The 18982-nt window shown below is 67.7% G+C and carries 11 protein-coding genes; 3 read left to right on the top strand and 8 right to left on the bottom strand.

The genetic code is table 11. The annotated features are described in order from the left end of the window. Positions 1-729, bottom strand: a 729-nt coding sequence (locus ABD243_RS11380; protein ID WP_344365557.1) for a DUF222 domain-containing protein, incomplete at its 3' end; no start/stop codon positions are given. A 484-nt stretch (positions 730-1213) separates the two neighbouring features. After that, on the bottom strand, positions 1214-4888 hold the full coding sequence (gene smc, locus ABD243_RS11375; protein ID WP_344365554.1) for a chromosome segregation protein SMC: 3675 nt from the start codon (positions 4886-4888) through the stop codon (positions 1214-1216). 272 nt (positions 4889-5160) lie between these two features. Here smc and ABD243_RS11370 point away from each other — a divergent pair, with 272 nt between their 5' ends. From ABD243_RS11370 to ABD243_RS11360, 3 genes are read left to right on the top strand one after another with little or no spacing between them, the layout of a single operon-like run. Further along, complete coding sequence (locus ABD243_RS11370; protein WP_344365550.1) at positions 5161-6183, top strand: 3-oxoacyl-ACP synthase III; 1023 nt, start codon at positions 5161-5163, stop codon at positions 6181-6183. Further along, the gene (locus ABD243_RS11365; protein WP_344365548.1) at positions 6177-8873 is read left to right on the top strand and encodes an alpha/beta fold hydrolase; all 2697 of its coding nucleotides are present in this window, start codon (positions 6177-6179) and stop codon (positions 8871-8873) included. The genes ABD243_RS11370 and ABD243_RS11365 overlap by 7 nt, the downstream gene beginning before the upstream one ends. Beyond that, the gene (locus ABD243_RS11360; RefSeq protein ID WP_344365545.1) at positions 8870-9868 is read left to right on the top strand and encodes an NAD-dependent epimerase/dehydratase family protein; all 999 of its coding nucleotides are present in this window, start codon (positions 8870-8872) and stop codon (positions 9866-9868) included. The genes ABD243_RS11365 and ABD243_RS11360 overlap by 4 nt, the downstream gene beginning before the upstream one ends. Positions 9869-10094: 226 nt before the next feature. On the opposite strand, the gene ABD243_RS11355 is transcribed toward ABD243_RS11360, so the two are convergent. The 6 genes from ABD243_RS11355 to coaD form a co-directional block, all read right to left on the bottom strand. After that, on the bottom strand, positions 10095-14849 hold the full coding sequence (locus tag ABD243_RS11355; RefSeq protein WP_344365542.1) for a DUF4082 domain-containing protein: 4755 nt from the start codon (positions 14847-14849) through the stop codon (positions 10095-10097). A gap of 952 nt (positions 14850-15801) precedes the next feature. Further along, positions 15802-16770: a bifunctional DNA-formamidopyrimidine glycosylase/DNA-(apurinic or apyrimidinic site) lyase gene (gene mutM, locus ABD243_RS11350; protein WP_344365540.1), complete on the bottom strand. Its 969-nt coding sequence runs from the start codon at positions 16768-16770 to the stop codon at positions 15802-15804. A 9-nt stretch (positions 16771-16779) separates the two neighbouring features. Then, a complete protein-coding gene (gene rnc, locus ABD243_RS11345; RefSeq protein WP_116766591.1) occupies positions 16780-17499 on the bottom strand; it encodes a ribonuclease III in 720 nt (239 codons plus the stop codon). Between the two features lie 21 nt (positions 17500-17520). After that, entirely contained in the window at positions 17521-17724 is a 204-nt protein-coding gene (rpmF, locus tag ABD243_RS11340; RefSeq protein ID WP_056738282.1) for a 50S ribosomal protein L32, read from the bottom strand. A gap of 36 nt (positions 17725-17760) precedes the next feature. After that, on the bottom strand, positions 17761-18285 hold the full coding sequence (locus ABD243_RS11335; RefSeq protein WP_344365601.1) for a YceD family protein: 525 nt from the start codon (positions 18283-18285) through the stop codon (positions 17761-17763). Between the two features lie 177 nt (positions 18286-18462). Then, positions 18463-18963, bottom strand: a complete 501-nt coding sequence (gene coaD / locus ABD243_RS11330) for a pantetheine-phosphate adenylyltransferase (protein WP_091253233.1) — start codon at positions 18961-18963, stop codon at positions 18463-18465. Positions 18964-18982 lie beyond the last annotated feature (19 nt).

The following is an 18982-nucleotide window of genomic DNA, read 5'->3' as shown; positions in this document are numbered from 1 at the left end:
GTGGCGTGCCTCGATGCTCTCCGGATGGTGGCGTTCGCGCCAGGTGCGGGCCTTGGCCCGGAACCGGGACGGCACGAGCTCCCCGGCCGCACAGCCCCGGCCCGCCCCGGGCGCGGCCGGGTCCAGGAAATGCCCCTCCAGCGAGGCCGCCCCGGCAGAATCCAGGCCGCCGGTTTCCTCGACAAGGATCCGGGCGTGCTGCCAGGAAATCGTCCCGGCCCGCAACGCCGCCCAGGTCAGCGGCAGCCCGGTCGTCAACGCCCGGGCCTCGGACAACAGCGCCCCGGCGGTGCGTTCGCTCACGGTCAGGACACACGCCACCTCGGCGACCAGGGCCATCTCCTGGACGGCACGGTCCCGCACGGATCCCGCCGGCGGGGCCAGGAACCTCGCCGCCCGCGCGTAATCGGCGGCCAGCTGAACCTTCAGCGCCGCCGTCCGGGCCTCCAACCGGGCCACCTCAGCCAACCCGTCCAACAACCCGTCCGCCAAATCCCGCAACGGATCACCACCGGCGCCGGGACCAGTACCCCGCACGGCATCAGAGTCCCGCAGGGCTTCAGCATCCCCCAGGTCATTGGCATCCCGCTGGGCATCGGCGGCGGCCGGATCAGAGCGGTCCGGGCCGCCGGCACCGGACCCGAGCAAGGCAGCAAGCACAGCCACAGACGCCGCAACGGCCTCCACCGCCACCCCGCTGTCCCCGCTCCACGCCACCCTGCTTTTCATACCCCAAGTCTATGAAGAGGCACCGACAATCTTGATGCTGCTCCGACGGGACTCCGGCACTGACGTCATTCCTGCGAGGGGTTACCGTCAAGAGAGGGATGACCGGGTCGCTGAACTCATCGGGCGATCGAGCCGGTGGTGCCAAGCCAATGCGGCGGCGCTTGTGGGATTGGAAATCGGGTAAGCGGTGAACGACTTCATGTAGCGCGGCTTCTGCGGCAACGGTCCGGCGTCACGGGGAACGCCTTGCGGACACCGCGAACGTCCAGTGACCTTACCCGGACCGTGGATTCGTCCTCGACGGCCGCAGCAGCACCGGTTCTCCCGGCGACGTCGCTGAGCTGTTTGCCCTGCTGCGCCCGCGGCGCCGGCCCGCAACAAGAGCGGTGACTACCGGCTCCGGACTTGTGCCGGGAAACGGTCGCACCAGCCGGCCAAAGACGTCACATCCAGCTGGGAGGCACGTCCTGGATCCTGGCCCTGGCTAGACCTCCGCTGTTAGCCGCTGGCTGATGACCGTGGAAACACCGTCGCCGCGCATCGTGACGCCGTACAGGGCATCGGCCACCTCCATGGTGCGTTTCTGGTGCGTGATGACGATCAGCTGGCTGGATTCGCGCAGCTCTTCGAAGATGGTGATGAGCCGGCCCAAGTTGGTGTCATCGAGCGCTGCTTCCACCTCGTCCATGACGTAGAAGGGCGAGGGCCGGGCCTTGAAGATGGCCACCAGCAGCGCCACCGCCGTCAGGGAACGCTCCCCGCCGGACAGCAGCGAGAGCCGCTTGATTTTCTTTCCCGCCGGGCGCGCTTCCACCTCGATGCCGGTGGTGAGCATGTCCGAGGGGTCCGTCAGGACCAGCCGGCCCTCGCCGCCTGGGAACAGCCGGGCGAAGACCCGCACGAACTGCCGCGAGGTGTCCTCGAACGCTTCGGCAAAGACCTTCTGGACGCGGTCGTCGACTTCCTTGATGATGTCCAGTAGGTCCTTGCGGCTGGATTTCAGGTCTTCGAGCTGGGTGCTGAGGAACTGGTGGCGTTCCTCAAGTGCGGCGAATTCCTCGAGGGCCAGCGGATTGACCTTGCCCAGGGCCGAGAGGTCGCGTTCGGCGCGTTTAAGCCGCTTTTCCTGTTCCTCGCGGACGAAGGGCTTGCCTTCGCTAATTTCCCGGCCGTCTTCGTCCACCGGGGCGCGCAGCGCGGCCCACTTGTCGCCCGATTCGGCGGCCGGCACCGGGACGGGCTGGTCCGGGCCGTAGTCGGCCACGAGTTGGTCGGCCGTCAGCCCGAGCTCTTCGATGCTCCTGAGTTCCAGCGCCTCGATGCGCAGCCGCTGCTGGGCGCGGGCGAGCTCGTCGCGGTGCACGGAGTCGGTGAGTTCGGCCAGTTCGCGGGCCAGGGCGTCGTTGCCGGTGCGGACCGCGGCGAGTTCGCGCTCCATTTCGTCCCGGCGTTCCTCGGCGCTGTCCCGCTCCCGGCGCGCCAGCTCCACGGAGACGTCGATGAACCCGATTACCTGCCCCACGGCGTCGGCGACGGCGGCGGCGCGCCGGGCCTGGAGCCGCCGGCGGCGGGCCCGTTCCGCAGCCTCTTCACGGGCGCGGCGTTCAGTGGCGGCGGCGCGTTCCAGCGAGGTGGCACGGTTGCGGGTGGCCGTGAGTTGTTCCTCGGCGCTGCGCAGGGCGAGCCGGGCTTCCATCTCGGCCGTGCGCGCCAGCGAGGCGGCCAGGGCCAGGGCGTCGCGGTGTTCCGGAGAGGGTTCCTGCTCCGCGGGGGCTTCCTGGGCCGCGGCGAGCCGCGCCGCCACCGCCTCGAGTGCCTCCTGCTCGCCGGCGATGTTGGCCTCTGCCCTGGCCAGGGACGCCGTGAGCCGCTCACTTTCGCCGACGGCGCTGCGCAGCACCGAGTTGAGGTGGCCCAGGCGTTCGGCGACGGCGGCGAGCTTCGCGTCGGAGTCGTGGAGCTTCGCGAGGGCCCCGTCCGCGCGGTCCTGGGCTTCGGCTCGCCGGGACCGGGCGGCAGAGAGGGCGAAGCGGTTGCGTTCGAGGCCGGCGGTGACGGCGGCCAGCTTGGCGGCGGCATCGTCGACGGCGGCCTGGACTTCCAGCAGCGACGGCGCCGTCGCGGAGCCACCGGTGACGGTCAATGCCGTGACGACGTCCCCGGCCCGGGTCACGGCGGTGAGTCCGGGATATGCGGCCATCAGGTCCGCCGCAACGTCGAGGTCGTCCACGACGGCGACGCCCGCCAGCAGGGCGGCCAGCGGCAGCCCTGCGGTATCGGGTGCCGTCACAGACACCAGTTCCGCGGCCCAGCGCGCTCCCGCTGGGAGCGATGTGTCGGCGGGAAGTGTGGTCTCGGCACGCTGGGGCGTGCCGATGCGGTGTGCGGCAGCAGCCCCAGCCGTACCGGCAGTCGTCGCCGCACCGGCGGAAGGATCGGCGAGCAGCAGCGCGGCGCGGCCGGCGTCGTCCTCGCGCAGAAGCCGCACGGCGGCGGCGGCCGTCTCCCGGTCCCGGACCACCACGGCGTCAGAGGCGGTGCCGAGGGCCGCGGCGACGGCGGGCTCGAAGCCAGGCTCGACCGTGATCATGGACGCCAGAGAACCGAGCACGCCGGCGGCCAAAACTCCCGAGTCGCCTGCACCGAGCACGTGCTCGGAGCCGTCCTTCCGGTTCAGGCCCAGCTGGAGGGCATCGCGTCGGGCCACGAGGGCGCCGCGTTCCCGTTCGCCCTCGCGCTCGGCCGCTTCCAGTTCCTCGATGCCGGCGAGGATGTCGTCCAGCTCCGCACTGGCGGCCTCGTACTCGGCGTCGAGCGATTCCTCGCCGTCCTCAACGCCTGCCACCTGTGATTCCAGTGCGGTGAATTCGCTGTGTGCCTGCCGGCGGCGCTCCTCCCCCGCTTTTTGCGAGTCGCGGAGGCGTCCAAGCTCGGCCTGGGCCGATTCCACGCGGGACCGAGCCGCGCCGACCTGCCCGGCGAGCCGGGCCAGGCCTTCGCGCCGGTCCGCGGCGGCGCGAAGCAGGGCCGCCAGCCGCTTGTCCTCGGCCGCGGCGGCCTGTTCGGCGGCCTGCTTCGCGGCCGTCGCGGCGTCCAGCGCCCCGGTGCGGTCCAGGATCTGGCGTTCCAGCCCGGCCTGCTCTTCGCGGACGCGGACGGCCTGTTTCTCCAACTGGTCCGGATCCCGGCCGGTGTCCGGAACCACGTCCGCGGCGCCCAGCAGGCGGCGGCGTTCCTCGGCGAGCGAGCCCAGGGACCGGAGCCGTTCGCGTCCCGTGGAAAGGGTGTACCAGTTGTCCCGGGCGGCGTTCAGCGCGGGCGTGGCCTCGGCGGCAAGCTGCTCAAGGACCGCCTGGCGCTGCCGGCCGGCCTCGAGGTCGCGTTCGACGACGCCGCGGCGCGCCTTGAGCGCCGACTCATCCGCGACGTCCCGGGCCAGCGCGGACTGCAGCTGCACGAGGTCGTCGGCCAGCAGGCGTGAGCGGGCGTCGCGGACCTCGAACTGGACGGTCTGGGCACGCCGGGCCACTTCGGCCTGCTTGCCCAGCGGTGTGAGCTGCCGCCGGATTTCGCCGGTGAGGTCGCTGAGCCGGGACAGGTTGGCCTGCATGGCTTCGAGTTTGCGGACCGTCTTTTCCTTGCGGCGTCGGTGTTTGAGGATGCCGGCGGCCTCCTCGATGAACCCGCGCCGGTCCTCGGGGGTGGCGTGCAGGACCTTGTCCAGCTGCCCCTGGCCGACAATGACGTGCATTTCGCGGCCGAGGCCCGAATCGGAGAGCAGCTCCTGGATGTCCAGCAGCCGGCAGGCCGCGCCGTTGATGGCATACTCCGAGCCCCCGGCCCGGAACAGGGTGCGCGAGATCGTCACTTCGCTGTACTCGATCGGGAGGGCGCCGTCGCTGTTGTCGATGGTCAGGGAGACGTGGGCCCGGCCCAGGGGCGGACGGCCGGAGGTGCCCGCGAAGATCACATCCTCCATCTTGCCGCCGCGCAGGGTTTTGGCGCCCTGTTCGCCCATGACCCAAGCCAGGGCGTCCACCACATTGGACTTGCCCGATCCGTTGGGGCCCACCACGGCGGTGACGCCGGGTTCGAATTCAAACGTTGTCGCTGAGGCAAACGATTTGAATCCCCGGACGGTCAGACTCTTCAGGTGCAAGGTACTTCGGATCTCCTGGCTGGCGGACTGGGCACGCTGTTGGGCGAAAGCATGATTCGGACGGACATGGATGGTCGGGGACGGCCCCGGGTACCTACAATCTACTGCGGAGCTGCGGCAATTCCGCGCACAACCCATGCGAGGCCGCCGCAGATGCCGCAGGCGGCATGTGCAGAAACCTGCCGGCACCGGGCATAGTTAAGCTCTTGAGCTTGTGTTTGAAGGGGCAGTCAACCGCTGGAGCGCAGGACGGACATGAACAGGGGCTTGAATTGGTAGGGAATGCGACATTCCGGCACTACAACACCGCGTTGCTTTCGGTGAGCAGCGTCGAAGCTCCGACGATCGTCAGTTCCAAGGATTTCGACCACAGGCTGGCTTTGACCCTGCGGCGGCTGAAGTTCCCGCCGAAGCTGCTCGAACGGGTCGCCGGCATCACACACCGGCGCTGGTGGGCCCCCGGGACATCGTTCGACGACGCGGCCATCGAGGCCGGCGCCAAGGCCCTGGCCGAGTCCGGCATCGAAGCGGCCGACGTTGGCCTGCTGATCAACACCTCGGTCACGCGGCGCAACCTCGAACCCTCTGTCGCGGTGAAGATCCACCATGCACTCGGCCTGCCGTCGTCGGCCATAAACTTCGACCTCGCCAACGCCTGCCTCGGATTCGTCAACGGTATGACCCTGGCGGCCAGCATGATCGACTCCGGCCAGATCAAGTACGCGGTGATCGTCAACGGTGAGGATGCCCAGGCCACGCAGGAGGCCACCCTGACGCGGCTGCAGCGGCCCGAGACGACCCGCGAGGACTTCAACCGCGAATTCGCCACACTCACCCTGGGCTCCGGAGCCGCTGCTGCCGTCCTGGGCCCGGCGGACCAGCACCCCGGGGCGCACCGGATCGTCGGGGGCGTGATGCGCGCCGGCACCGAGCACCATGAACTGTGCGTGGGGGGCATCGACGGCATGGCCACCGACACCAAGGGCCTGCTCGATGGCGGCCTGCAGCTCGTGGTCGATGCCTGGAAAGAGGCCCAGCCGGAGTGGGACTGGGCTTCGATGGACCGCTACGTGACGCACCAGGTGAGCAACGCCTACACCCAGGCCATCATCGACGCCATCGACCTGGACCCGGACAAAGTGCCGATCACGTTCCCGCACTGGGGCAATGTGGGCCCGGCCTCCCTACCCATGACCCTCGCGGCGGAGGCGCAGACCCTCGTGACCGGGGACCGCGTGCTGTGCATGGGCGTCGGCTCCGGCCTGAACACCGCCATGGTGGAAATCGTTTGGTAACCGCCGACTGGACCGGCGTCGACCCCGAATGGTCGCGCGACATCGATGTGGCGTCCACTTCCGCCGCGGATGAGCCTGGAACCCTGCGCCGCTGGCACCTGCTCGACAACGGCGCCCAGCTCGCCCGCCGCGGCCTGACTCCCGCCGGCACGCTGCTGTGCGTGCACGGCAACCCGACGTGGTCATACCTGTGGCGGACCCTGCTGGCGGCCGGTTCCGACCCCGCGCATCCGTGGCGTGTGGTGGCCGTGGACCAACTGGATATGGGCTTCTCCGAGCGCACCGGCACGTTCCGGCGCCTGGCGGACCGGATCAACGACCTCGGCGACCTCACCGCCGCCCTCGGGCTGGACGGGCCGGTTGTCACCGTCGGCCACGACTGGGGCGGCGTGATCAGCCTCGGCTGGGCCCTGGCGCATCCGCAGCAGCTCGCCGGTGTCGTGCTGACCAACACTGCCGTCCACCAGCCCCCCGGCTCACCCATCCCACCGGCCCTGCGGCTGGCCCTGCACCCTGCCGTGCACCGCTGGGGAACGACGACGTCGGACACCTTCCTGCGGGTGACGCATTCCCTGGCCCGCCCGCCGCTCGCAGAGGACGTCCGCAGCGCCTTCATGGCCCCCTACCGGGGCGCCGGCCGCCGCGCCGGCGTGGGAAACTTTGTCGCCGACATTCCCGCGGACGCGTCCCATCCGAGTTTCCCGGCGCTCACCCGGGTCGCCGAAGGCCTGCGCAGGCTGAGCGTACCGGCCTTGATGCTCTGGGGGCCGCGGGACCCGATCTTCTCTGACCGGTACCTCAAGGACCTCATCAGCCGGCTCCCGCACGCGAAAGTCCACCGCTTCGAGGGCGCCGGCCACCTGGTCGCGGAGGACCGGGATATTGCCGCCCCCGTCTTCGATTGGCTTGCCGAGCGCGGCCGGGACAGCAACCCCGCGGACGCTCCGGCACCGGTGAACCCGGCGCCCGAACCACCAATGCCTGAACCCTCGACGCCGGCCCCCGGCACCGGGCTCGCGCCCCTGTGGGCGCCGCTTACCGGGCTTGCGGCAGGACCCCATGCCGGGGACACCGCCGTCGCCGAGATGGCCGCGGACGGCAGCGTCGCCCGCTCGCTCAGCTGGCAGGAGCTGGAACGGAATATCACCGCCCTCGCAGCCGGCCTGCAGGAATCCGGTGTCCGGCAGGGCAGCCGGGTGAGCCTGATGGTCCCGCCGGGCGTGGACCTGACCGTGGTCCTCTACGCCTGCCTGCGGCTCGGCGCCGTGGTGGTGGTGGCCGACGCCGGCCTCGGCACCCGCGGCCTGAACCGCGCCGTGAAGGGTGCGACCCCGGATTACCTCATCGGAATCGACAAGGCCCTCGCCGCCGCGTCGGTGCTTGGCTGGCCCGGCCGGCGCATCAGTGTGCAGGACCTGCCCGCCGCCCGCCGCCGCGTCCTCGCCGTCGAGACTTCCCTCGCCGCCCTCGCCCGCCGCGGAGCCACACTCAGCCCGGACCCGGGCGAGGCTCCGGCCCCGGACTCCCCCGCCGCCGTGCTCTTCACCTCCGGCTCCACCGGTCCGGCCAAGGGCGTGGTGTATACGCACCGGCAACTGGCCGCAATGCGGGACACGGTGGCCGCGACGCTGGCGATCCGCCCCGGCGCACGCCTCGTGGCAGGCTTCGCACCGTTTGCCCTGCTGGGACCTGCGCTGGGGGCAGTGTCGGTGACGCCCGCCATGGACGTGACAGCGCCCCGCACGCTCACGGCCCGCGCGCTGGCGGACGCCGCCGCGGCGATCGACGCCACGGTGGTCTTCGCCTCGCCCGCTGCCCTGCGCAACGTCCTTGCGACCCAGGGCCGCTTGGACGGTGCCGGCCACGAGGTCCTGGGTCGTGTGGAGCTGCTGCTCTCCGCCGGCGCGCCCGTCCCCGCCTCCCTCCTCGCAGAGGTCCAGCGGCTGCTGCCCCGTGCCTCGCTGCACACCCCGTACGGGATGACAGAGGCGCTGCCCGTCACGGACATCAGCCTCGAACAGATCTGCGCCGCCGAGGCCGATGCCGCCGCCGGCACCGTCGCAGGGGCCGGCAACGGTGTGTGCGTGGGCCGGCCGGTGCACGGCGCCCGCGTGGCCGTCATCCCGCTCGACGCGGACGGCTCAGCCCCCGGGAACCGACCCGTCACCGAGGCGGGATTGACCGGCGAGATCCTCGTCAGCGCCCCGCATGTGAAGGAAAGCTACGACAGGCTCTGGCTGACCCAACGCGAGAGCGTCCGCACGGCCGGATGGCACCGCACCGGCGACGTCGGGCACTTCGATGCCGCCGGGCGGCTCTGGGTGGAAGGCCGCCTCGCGCACGTCGTGACCGCGCCGGGTGCTGTGGTGACGCCTGTCGGCGCCGAGCAGGCCATCGAGCGCCTGGACGCCGTCGGGCTGGCCGCCGTCGTCGGGGTCGGCCCCGCCGGGACGCAGGCCGTCGTCGCCGTCGTCGAAACCGTTCCGCCGGTGCGCCGGGCCGGCCCCGCGGCGCCGTACCTCGCCGGGCGCGTGCGCGACGCGGCCCGTCAGGCAGGCGTCAGCGTCTCCGCCGTGCTCACCGTCCCCTCCCAGCCGACCGACATCCGCCACAACGCCAAGATCGACAGGGTCCGCCTGTCCCGGTGGGCTTCCGCGGTGCTGGCCGGCGGCCGGCCGGGCACGCCGTGAGAGTCCTCGTCACCGGCGCGAGCGGCCTGCTCGGGCGGGAAGTCACCGGGCTTCTGGTGCGTCAAGGCCACGCCGTAACCACCTTCCAGCGCCGTCGTGCAGGCGTCGATGGCGCAGCGGACCTCTCCGGGTCCGTCACGGACGACACCGCTGTCCGCCGCGCCGTCGCCGGGGCCGAGGCTGTCATCCATCTGGCGGCGAAGGTCTCCTTCACGGGCCGTGCCGCCGATTTCGACGAGGTGAATGTCGACGGCACGCGCCGCCTGCTCCGTGCGGCCCGCGACGCCGGCGTGCGGGATCTGGTGTTCGTGTCCTCCCCGTCCGTGGCCAATTCCGGGGCTGCTATCGCCGGACTGGGCGCCGAGCCGGCGGACCCGGCCCGCGCGCACGGCGACTACTCGCGCACCAAGGCCGAGGCCGAGCTGCTGGCACTGGCCGCGGACTCGCCGGACTTCCGGGTCGCGGCCGTGCGCCCGCACATCGTCTGGGGTCCGGGCGATACGCAGCTGGTGGAACGGGTGCTGGAACGTGCCGGCCGCGGACACCTGCCACTGCTCGACGCCGGGGCGGCCCTGATCGACACCACTTACGTGGACAACGCCGCCTCGGCCATCGTCGCCGCCCTGCACCGCATAGAGCACATTCACGGCCGGGCGCTGGTCATCACCAACGGCGAGCCCCGCCCGGTCGGGGAGCTGCTGGCGGGCATCTGTGCCGCGGGGGGCGTCCCCGCGCCGTCGTGGCGGGTGCCGGGCAGGCTCGCGCGGGCGGCCGGATCAGTGGTTGAGAAGCTCTGGGCCCGTTCCGGCCGGTCCGACGAGCCACCGATGACCCGGTTCCTCGCCGAACAGCTCTCCACCGCCCACTGGTTCGACCAGCGCGAGACCCGCGAACTCCTCGACTGGACCCCCGCCGTGTCCCTTGATGACGGCCTGGCGAGGCTGGCCGAGCACTACGGTTCACTTCCAGTGGGCAGTCCGGTTGACTTCCAGTAACCAAGGATGACCATCCCCGCCTCCTCGAGCGTGCGGATAGTGCGACCGGAATCCCGGGAAAGGCGCGAACTGCACGTTCGTGAAAGAAGCCGGGCCGTAGGTCTGCCGCCGGATTACACGGATTCAAGCTTTGCCCGCACGAGCCCTGAAATCCTTATCAGACGGAACCGGAGCCCCAAGGACGTTGTCCTTGTGGCTCCGGTTCCGATTCTCCCGGACGGTCCTACTAGCCTGCCGGCGTGAAGACGATATCGACGAAGTAGTTGGTGGCGTTCCAAGAATTCGTCGGCACTGAACCGCCAGCCCCGTACGAATACAGGCCGTTGTTGGGTCCCGACGCCGTCAGGACCCCGTTGATCCACGGCTCCGCGAAGAACGCCGCCGTGTAGGCGTAGCTTCCGTTGGGAGCCAGATAGGACACCACATATGTTTGGCCCGGAGTGAGCGCGACGGGAGCAGAGAACGAGGCTGTTTGCCAACCGGTCGACGTCTCGCCCGCAAATGTCACCTGGGCGAGTTTCTCCCCGGCGCCATTCCATAGAGTGCCCACATGCGTTCCCGTATTGCCTGCCCCCTTATAGAACCTGACGCCCGTGGCGTTCCCGGCCGCGGACACGGAGAAGGCCGTTCCCAACTCAATGGACGAAGTGTCCCCCGCGACGGCTGGCACGGCCGGCAGCAAGGATCCAAACATTGTCTGTTGCGGGCTGGACGGATTGGAGGTTGTGAATTGCCAGGTGAGCGGTGCCAGTGCGGCTCCTTGAGTAGAGACCACGTTGCTAACGCTGGCAGTGATCACCGTGGCCGCCGGCAGTGGCTGCGACGGCGAGTACGTGATGGTCAGACCGTCAGTTGACAGAGCGGAGGTTCCGCCGACGGGAGCACCATTGGCTGACAGCCCGAACGTGAAGCCTGCCCCAATGGGCGCCGAGAACGTAACCGACGGTTTCGATGTCAGGGGGAAGTCAGTGGAATCGGAGGCGGGCACCTGAGATGTCACGGTCAGAGGCGGGATCGACTTGACGAAGTCTACGTCCACGAGATAGCTCGCGTTCGAAGAAGATGACGGAAAATCGCCGCTGTATGTGTAGGCACCGGCGCCCGCGGATGTCCGGAGCGGTCCGCTGGTGATTCCGGAACTGAAGCCACCCGGTGTCGCCGAATAGACGCCTGTCGGAGTGCGGTATGCAGCCACGTACTCCGTGTTGGCTGCGATGTCCACAGGTTGGCTAAAGGTGGCGGTCTGCCACCCGGCCGTCGATTCTCCTGCGAACGTGACGGAGGCTAGCTGTTGGCCACCTGCCGTGTAGAGCGCCCCGGTGTGGGTTCCCGTGTTGCCCGCCGCCTTGTAGTACCGGATGCCGGTGATCTGGCCCGGAGAATCACTGGCGAAGCGGACGCCCAGTGTGAGCGGCACCCCGTCGTTGAATTCCATGACGCCAGGGGTCACGGTGTCCTGGTAGAGGGTGCACGGGCAGGCCCCCTCCGTCCGTTGCGGGGGAACGGTAGTAAAGGTCCAAGTGCCGCCGGCACTGAGCGTCTGTCCCGTCGTCGAGGTGCCGGTCAACGTCGCGGTGAAGGCGGTACCTGCCGCGAGGGGGGCTGCCGGAGTGAACGTCACTTTGCCTGTGGATGCGTCATAACCTGAGGTACCAGGGACACTGGCAGAGCTTGGACCCGTCAACGTGAGTTTTACGCTGGACGCCGTAGCCGGCTTGGACAACGTCGCGGCGATAGCGGCATCCAGGGGTACGCTGGACGCGCCGGGTAGCGGCGATTGTGCCCCGGCTACGAACGGCGGATCCGGGTATTGGACAACCACGTCGACAAGGTAGCTGGCGTTGGAGCGGGCACTTGGGAAGTCGTTCGCGTAAGAGTAAGATCCAGCGTCGGACGCCGTTCTAAGGTTTCCGACGCTTAGCCCGGACCCAAAGCCGTTGACCGTCGCCGAGTAAGATCCCGTGCTGCTCTTGTAGGCCATGATGTAGTCAGTGTTAGCGGTCATGGCCACCGGCTGATTGAAGTAGGCCGTCTGCCAGCCGGATGTACTCTCATTTGCGAACGTAACGGTGGCGAGCTGCTGTCCACTCGCTGTGAACAGAGTGCCGCTGTGGGTGCCGGTGTTGCCGGCGGACTTGTAGAAACGGACGCCGGTCACGCTTCCGGCTGTGGTGCTGGAGAAGCGGACGCCAAGAGTCAGCGGTACTCCATCGCGAACTTCCTGGATCCCCGGGAGAACGGAGTCATCGTAGAGGCTGCAGGGGCATGCCCCGGGTGTAGGCGGTGAGACCACGGTGGTGAATGACCAGGTACTGCTGCCGGTCAGGGAGCCGCCGCTCGTCGCTGTGGCGCTCAAAGTGGCGGTATAGGTGGTGCCAAGGTCGAGGCCGGCCGCGGGCGTGAAGGTAATCTTGCGCGTAGTTGAGTCGTAACCCGTGGTGCCTGCAACGGGCGTCCCGTGGGCTGTCACCGTGAGTAGTGCGCTCGACGCCGAGACGGACTTGGAGAACACCGCTCCCACTGTTGTGGCCTGCGGTACGCTCGAGGAGCCGTCCAGCGGCCACTGACCCGAAGCAGTCAGGGGCGTACTATCGACAGTGTCGAACACCGCATCGACAAAGTAGTTGCCGTTCCCGAAACTGCTCTCCGGGAAATACCCCGGGCTGCCGTAGACACCCGCCGGCTGGCTGCCGAACCCGCCCGAAACAGTCAGGGGCGGATCTTGGAAGCCGAAGCTGGCCCACTGGTAATCCTTGATTGCGTAGTGGCCGCTCGGAGCCGTGTAGGAGACCGTGTATTTCTGCCCTGCGGTGACCGCAACAGGCTGGCTGAATAGGACCTTCTGCCACCCGGACGCCGTTTCCGACGTGAACGTGGCGGTCGCCAGCCGTTGGCCGGTGGCAGACCACAGCGAACCGGTGTGCGTTCCGGTGTTGGCGGCGCTCTTATAAAAACGCGCGCCGGTGATGAAACCGTCCGCGGTGGGCGTTACGATCATTCCGAGCTCGTAGGCTCCGCCATCCTGGGAATCCGGCACCGCTGGAACCTGCTGGCCGAACACTGTGTAGGGGGCGGCGAGCTGGAGGCTACGGGTGACGGGCGCACCGATGTTGGCGCTGTCATCCACTGCGCGCACCTTAATGCTGGCGGTTGCGAGGCCTTTCTGGATGTAGGTGTAGGACCAGCTTTGTGTGCCCTTGGCCGGATGCCAGGTGCTGCCGCCATCCGTGGAGACTTCGACTCCAGCTACAACGCCTCCGGCGTCGCTGGCGGTCCCGGACACCGTGACGCTGGTGCCATGCGGGATGGTGGCGCCTTCTAGCGGGGACGATACGACCACGGTGGGGGCAGTCGAATCAGTGCTAGCGGACGCCGCGGCCAGCGACGTGTCCCGCGTGGCCGGTTGGGCTCCCATATCCGCCAGCAGGTTGATCTGGGCCTGCTGCATCCGCGGATCTGCGGGGGCGCCACCGCCGTCGTGGACCTCGTCCAGGCCCCACGTCCACTGGACCGTGCCGGCGGAGAAGACGAGTGCCCCGCTGGCTGCACGGTACATGGTCATGTTATGCGTGGTGGTGCCGGGTTTCACGGTGTTGCCAAAGTCCTGAAGATATTGATCAACGGGGCCCGTAGTGGTCGAGAGCCGGATCAGCCCCGCCGGCCTGAAGCCGTTGTCCAGGTCTTCGTCGGATTCGTACCCCACCGTATGAGGTGCCAACTGTGCCGAGGTTCCGCTGGCGAGCGTCGCTAGGGACGTATTGCGCCAGAGCCTGGCTTTCCCTTCGGCTGCGCTGACGGTGATCGGCAGGTCCGTGTAATTCGACATATACAGGGTCCCGGTCAGACCGTTTTCCGGGAGGCCACCGCCGTTAGCCTGAGCAGCGAATCGCGGATCCCGCCAGGTGCCGGTCCACTGGGGACTGGGATCGATCTTTGCGTTGGCCCATGTCTCTTTGTAGGTCGTGATGGTCCGCCCTGCTGTTCCGTCCACCGGCGAGGGCTCAAGTCTCGTGCGCCAATACACTTCGTTGCCAGAGAGGAACTGAAGGTTCACACCTGCATCCCGAGCGGCTTCCACGTTGGCGCGCTGCGGCCCGGACCAGTATTCGTCGTGACCCACGGAGAGGAATACCTTGTGGTTCAGAAGCCCGGCCCCGTTCCGGTCGGTGTCCACCCCGCTGATGTAGCTGACGTCGTAACCGTTCTTCTCCAGGAAGCGCACCAGCGGGTATTCGTTACTGAAGTAGAAGTCCCGTCCGCCAATGCCGCCACGCGTGTTGACAGGGCGGTTGTAGCTGAGCTGGTAGGCACGTCCGTTCTCGCCTCCCTCGTAGAGGTCGGCGCCGCCATAGGTGTTATAGGCCTGCCACGTCGTGTCGGAAGTCTGGAAAACGACGGCCGAGTGGCTGCTGTCGGAGCGGACGATGAAGGTGATATGGCTTTGGTCACCGTTGTCGGGTCTCGTGAGCAGGGCAAAATAGACGCCGGAAACCGCGGTGGCTGGAACCTGCCACGTTGCCGACACCGCCCACGTTGCGCAATCGTAAAGCTCCGTGGTGGCGTCAGTGTGGCAAGGGGGCTGTGTCTGCCGGAAGGCCGACGGCGTGACATCGGCGATCTTGCGGGCTCCCAAGCCCTGGTACCAGCCCGTCCGGTAGATGCCGATCGTGTAGTTGGCGGCATTGGTGTCCACCTTGAAACTGATCGGCTGGCCCGCGTTGACACTGATCCCGGTTGAGAACCCCTGGATGTCACTATCGCCTGCGCCGGATATGTCCCATTCCGACGGCGGGTTTCCGGGTTTCGAATTTTCACACGCCACCGGGTTCAAGAGCGGGGCGCACGGGTCCGCAGCGTAGGCAAGCGGAAGTAGTGCCCCCGGTGCGGCAACCGGCAAGAGCGCTGCAATCAGAGCCACAGCCAGCGGAATGACAACTCGTTTTAGTGATCGCAGCGTGTGACCGGCTGGGGATACAGACATATCAACTCCTGAGTGAGTATGAGAGGACGGGCAGAGGGCTCTTCACATGCCCGGTTGCGCTCGGCGCGGCCGTTTGCAGAACGTTCGGGTCGCCGATTCGATCTGAAATGGCGACATGGATGGCGCTACCCGCCTGCCGGGTGCAGATTTCCGAGCAGCATGAACCGCGTGCCTCCCGTGCCCGTGGTGGAGGTCGTGAGAGTCAGCGAATCCTTGCCCCTGCTGAATCGCACGGCCCGTTGTCCTTCCGCGGACCGCACTGGCTCAGACCAAAATTTCAGGGGTCCCAGGATCTGCTGGAAGTGCCCCACGACTGAGTCTTGACTTGAGGCTACGATGGCGTCGGCGGCCACCTGCAGGGCTCCATCAGTTGCGGAAACTCCGGTCGAGACAACCACCGATCCCTCCGGAAACCGAAGAACTTCAATGGGGAATCCATCGACGATTTTGCCCTGAGCTGATGCCGTCGGCGGAAGGGGTGTGCGGATAAGGGCAGGCGGAGCCGAGGGCGCCGGCAGCCCGGAGGGAGGGGCACTCGCTGGTGGGAGGACCTCACGGCCCGGCGCCCGAGACGGTCCACCAGCGGATCCTCCGGTCGGCGTCGCCGTGCCTTCGGTTGCTCCCGTGCCTGTCCCGGCTTCAGTCTTGCTTGGATTCGCGCTGGACTGGGCGGTAGGCACACTGTTGCCTGCCGCGGCCGCGACGCTCGAATCCGCGGCCGGTCCAGCAGTCTTTTGGTCCAGTGCCAGAGCTGTGCCCCCGAAGATTGCCGCCACGCCAACCCCCACGATGACAAGCATCTTGGCTTTCACCAGTTGCTCCCAGACCGAGCTAAAGCATCCATAATGACCACGGTTTCCATTCCCCTAGCACCCATCGCCACAGTCTGTCAGCGGGGTAAACGGGTTCGGAAGCGTAGCACTACCTGTCTTTGGCTACTGCGGGCGTCCTCTTACCAGCGACCTCTACTCGGTCTGGGCTGGCAGACGGGGCAGGTATAGGACGAGCGGTTCATGAACTGCTCCCGCCGCATGATGCTCACGAGGCCGGCCGCGGCGCAGCGCTTGCACTCCTGGCCCGCGCGGCCGTAGGCGTTGAGGGAGCGGTCGAAGTATCCCGAGGCGCCGTTGACGTTTACGTAGAGCGAATCGAAGCTCGTGCCGCCGGCGGCCAGTGCGTCCGTCATGACCTCGCGGGCGGCGTCGAGCACGCGCAGCGCGTCGGCGCGTCGCAGGGTGTCCGTGGGCCGGGCATAGTGCAGCCGCGCCTTCCAGAGGGCCTCGTCGGCGTAGATGTTGCCGATCCCGGAGACCAGGCCCTGGTCCAGGAGCGCCCGCTTGAGTCCGGTCTTGCGGGCACGCAGGCGCCGGTAGAAGGTGTCGAAGGAAAAGTAGGGATCCAGCGGGTCCCGGGCAATGTGCGAGGCTTCCTCGGCGATGAGCGGCAGCGGGGTTTCGGCGAGGCCGCCGGGGCCGCCGTCGTCCGTGGGAATCAGCGAGGTCAGGAACAGGCCGCCGAAGATGCGCTGGTCCACGAACCGGAGCTGCTCCGGCATGCCTTCGGCCGGGCTGAGCCGCAACCGGACTTTCAGGTGCTTCTCGTCCGGCACGCCGGGGTCCTGCATGAGCAGCTGGCCCGACATCCCCAGGTGGGCCATGAGGGCAACGGCGGGGGCCGGTTCTCCCGGGGCAGCATCTGCGGAGGGGGCCGGGGTGTCCGCCAGGGGCATCCAGAGGAATTTGCCGCGGCGGACCACATCCAGCACGCGCGCGCCTTCAAGGTTGCCGGCGAAGTCCTCCGGTCCCAGGGCGTGCCGGCGCAGGGAGCGCGGATCCAGGACGTCGACGGCGGTGATGGTCCGGCCGCGCACCCAGCTCACGAGCCCGCGCCGGACCACCTCGACTTCGGGCAGTTCAGGCAATGCCGCTGCCTAGCTGCCGGTTTGGGTGTCGGAAGCCTGGGTGTCGGCGGCAGGGGTGGTCAGCCGGCGCCAGGCGTCGGCCGCAGCTTCCTGCTCGGCTTCCTTCTTGGAGTTGCCGGTGCCGGTGCCGTAGTCCGTGCCGCCGATCCTGAGGACAGCCTCGAACGTCCTGGCGTGGTCCGGTCCGGAGCCGTCAACCGCATAGTTGATGGTCCCGAGCTGCCGGCTGGCCGCCAGTTCCTGGATGCTCGTCTTCCAGTCGGTTCCCGCGCCAAGGGCCGCGGCGTCCTTCAGCAGCGGGCCGATCAGCCGCATGACCAGCTGCCGTGCCGTCTCGATGTCGTTGGAGAGGTAGGTGGCGCCAATCAGCGCCTCCATGGTGTCCGCCAGGATCGAGGCCTTGTTCTTGCCCTCGGTGAGCTTCTCGCCCTGTCCGAGGTAGATGTACTCGCCCAGGCCGATGCTGCGGCCAATGCCAGCCAGCGCCCGCGTGCTGACGACGGCGGAACGGCGCTTGGCCAGGTCGCCTTCGGGCAGCGTGGGGTTGTCACGGTACAGCGCGTCAGTGACGGAGAACCCCAGGATGGAGTCGCCGAGGAATTCGAGCCGTTCGTTGGTGGGAATGCCGCCGTTTTCGTAGGCATAGGAACGGTGTGTGAGCGCAAGACGAAGCGTCCCGGCGTCAATAGTGACACCGAGACGCTTCAGAAGCTCTTCAGTTGAAGACATCTTTTTCAGCCTGTTGGCGGATTAGACGTCTGCGACCTTGCGGCCCTTGTACTCAAGGAACAGCGCGGTGCCAGCCGAGTCGGTAACGACCTTTGCCTGGTGCGGCAGGCTGTAAACAACCTGGCCGTTCTCTACGGTCTTCACCAGGTGGGGGGCAGTTGCCTTCCACTGGGAGCGGCGGGCGCGGGTATTCGAGCGAGACATTTTCCGCTTCGGGACAGCCACGGCTAACTCATTTCTCTCTAGTCCAACACTTACAAATCAGTTTTGCCGGTCAGGCTTAGCCAAGTCAGCCAGGGCGGCCCAGCGAGGATCTACGATCTCGTGGTGATGCCCCGGCTCGTCTTCCAGGCGAACTCCGCATTCGGAGCAAAGGCCCTGGCAGTCTTCCCGGCACACCGGCTGGAACGGCAGTATGGTGACAACTGCGTCCCGCAACACCGGCTCAAGATCGATTAGATCGTGCTCGACTCGACGTTGCTCTTCTTCGTCTTCTTCGTCCGAGAACACAGCGTCCTCATAGAAGAAAAGTTCTTGCACATCAACCTCTTGGTCATACGCAAGGGGATCCAGGCATCGGCCGCATTCGCCAGTTACTTCAACGAGCGCGGTTCCTGATACCAGAATTCCTTCGTGTACGGCCTCGAGCCGCAGATCCAGCTCGACATCCGAGCCTTCCTGCACGCCAATGAGTGCCACACCAAGATCACTTGGCGCGGGTACATGTTCCTTCAGCGTCCGCATGCTTCCCGGACTGCGTCCGAGGTCCTTGACGTCGAACGCCAGGGGCGAACTAGCATCTCGTTTAATGAGAACTCCTGTTGAACATATGACCGACGTACCATCTTAGCCTGAACTTCCGGACGGACTCAAACCGGGCAGCAGGTCAGCAGCATGATGCCGCAAACCGGCCCCCGGGACGGGCCGCGCAACCGGCAGCAGGCCGCCGAGTACCGGTCAAGCTTACACTTTGCGGGCACGGTTCTGGACCGGCTCCCCCGGAGCCAGCCGCTTCAGCACGGAGCGGGGCACAAAGTCCGAGACATCCCCGCCCAGGGTGAAGACCTCTTTGATGAGAGTGGAGGACAAGTGCAGGTAGTGGCTCTCCGCCGGCAGGAACACGGTCTCGACGCCGGTGAGCTGCCGGTTCATCGTGGCCATCGGGAGCTCGTAGTCGAAGTCCGAGGAAGAGCGCAGGCCCTTGACGATTGCGGAGACGCCGCGCTGCCGGCAGTACTCGGCCAGGAGTCCCTCCCCTACGGGTTCCACCACGATGCCGCGCAACGATGCGAAGGTTTCCCGGGCCATGTCGATCCGCTCTTCAAGGCTGAATCGGTACTTCTTGGCGTAATTCGTGGACACGGCCACGATCACCTCGTCGAAGAGGCCCGCGGCACGGGCAATGACTTCCAGGTGGCCATTGTGAATGGGATCAAAGGAGCCAGGGCATACGGCGCGTCTCATGGTCCGAACCTACCGTATT

It is taken from the genome of Arthrobacter humicola (genome assembly GCF_039531445.1).
Lineage (GTDB): Bacteria > Actinomycetota > Actinomycetes > Actinomycetales > Micrococcaceae > Arthrobacter > Arthrobacter humicola.
The sequence above is the reverse complement of the archived record's forward strand: the minus strand, read 5'-3'. Positions and strand labels throughout refer to the sequence as shown.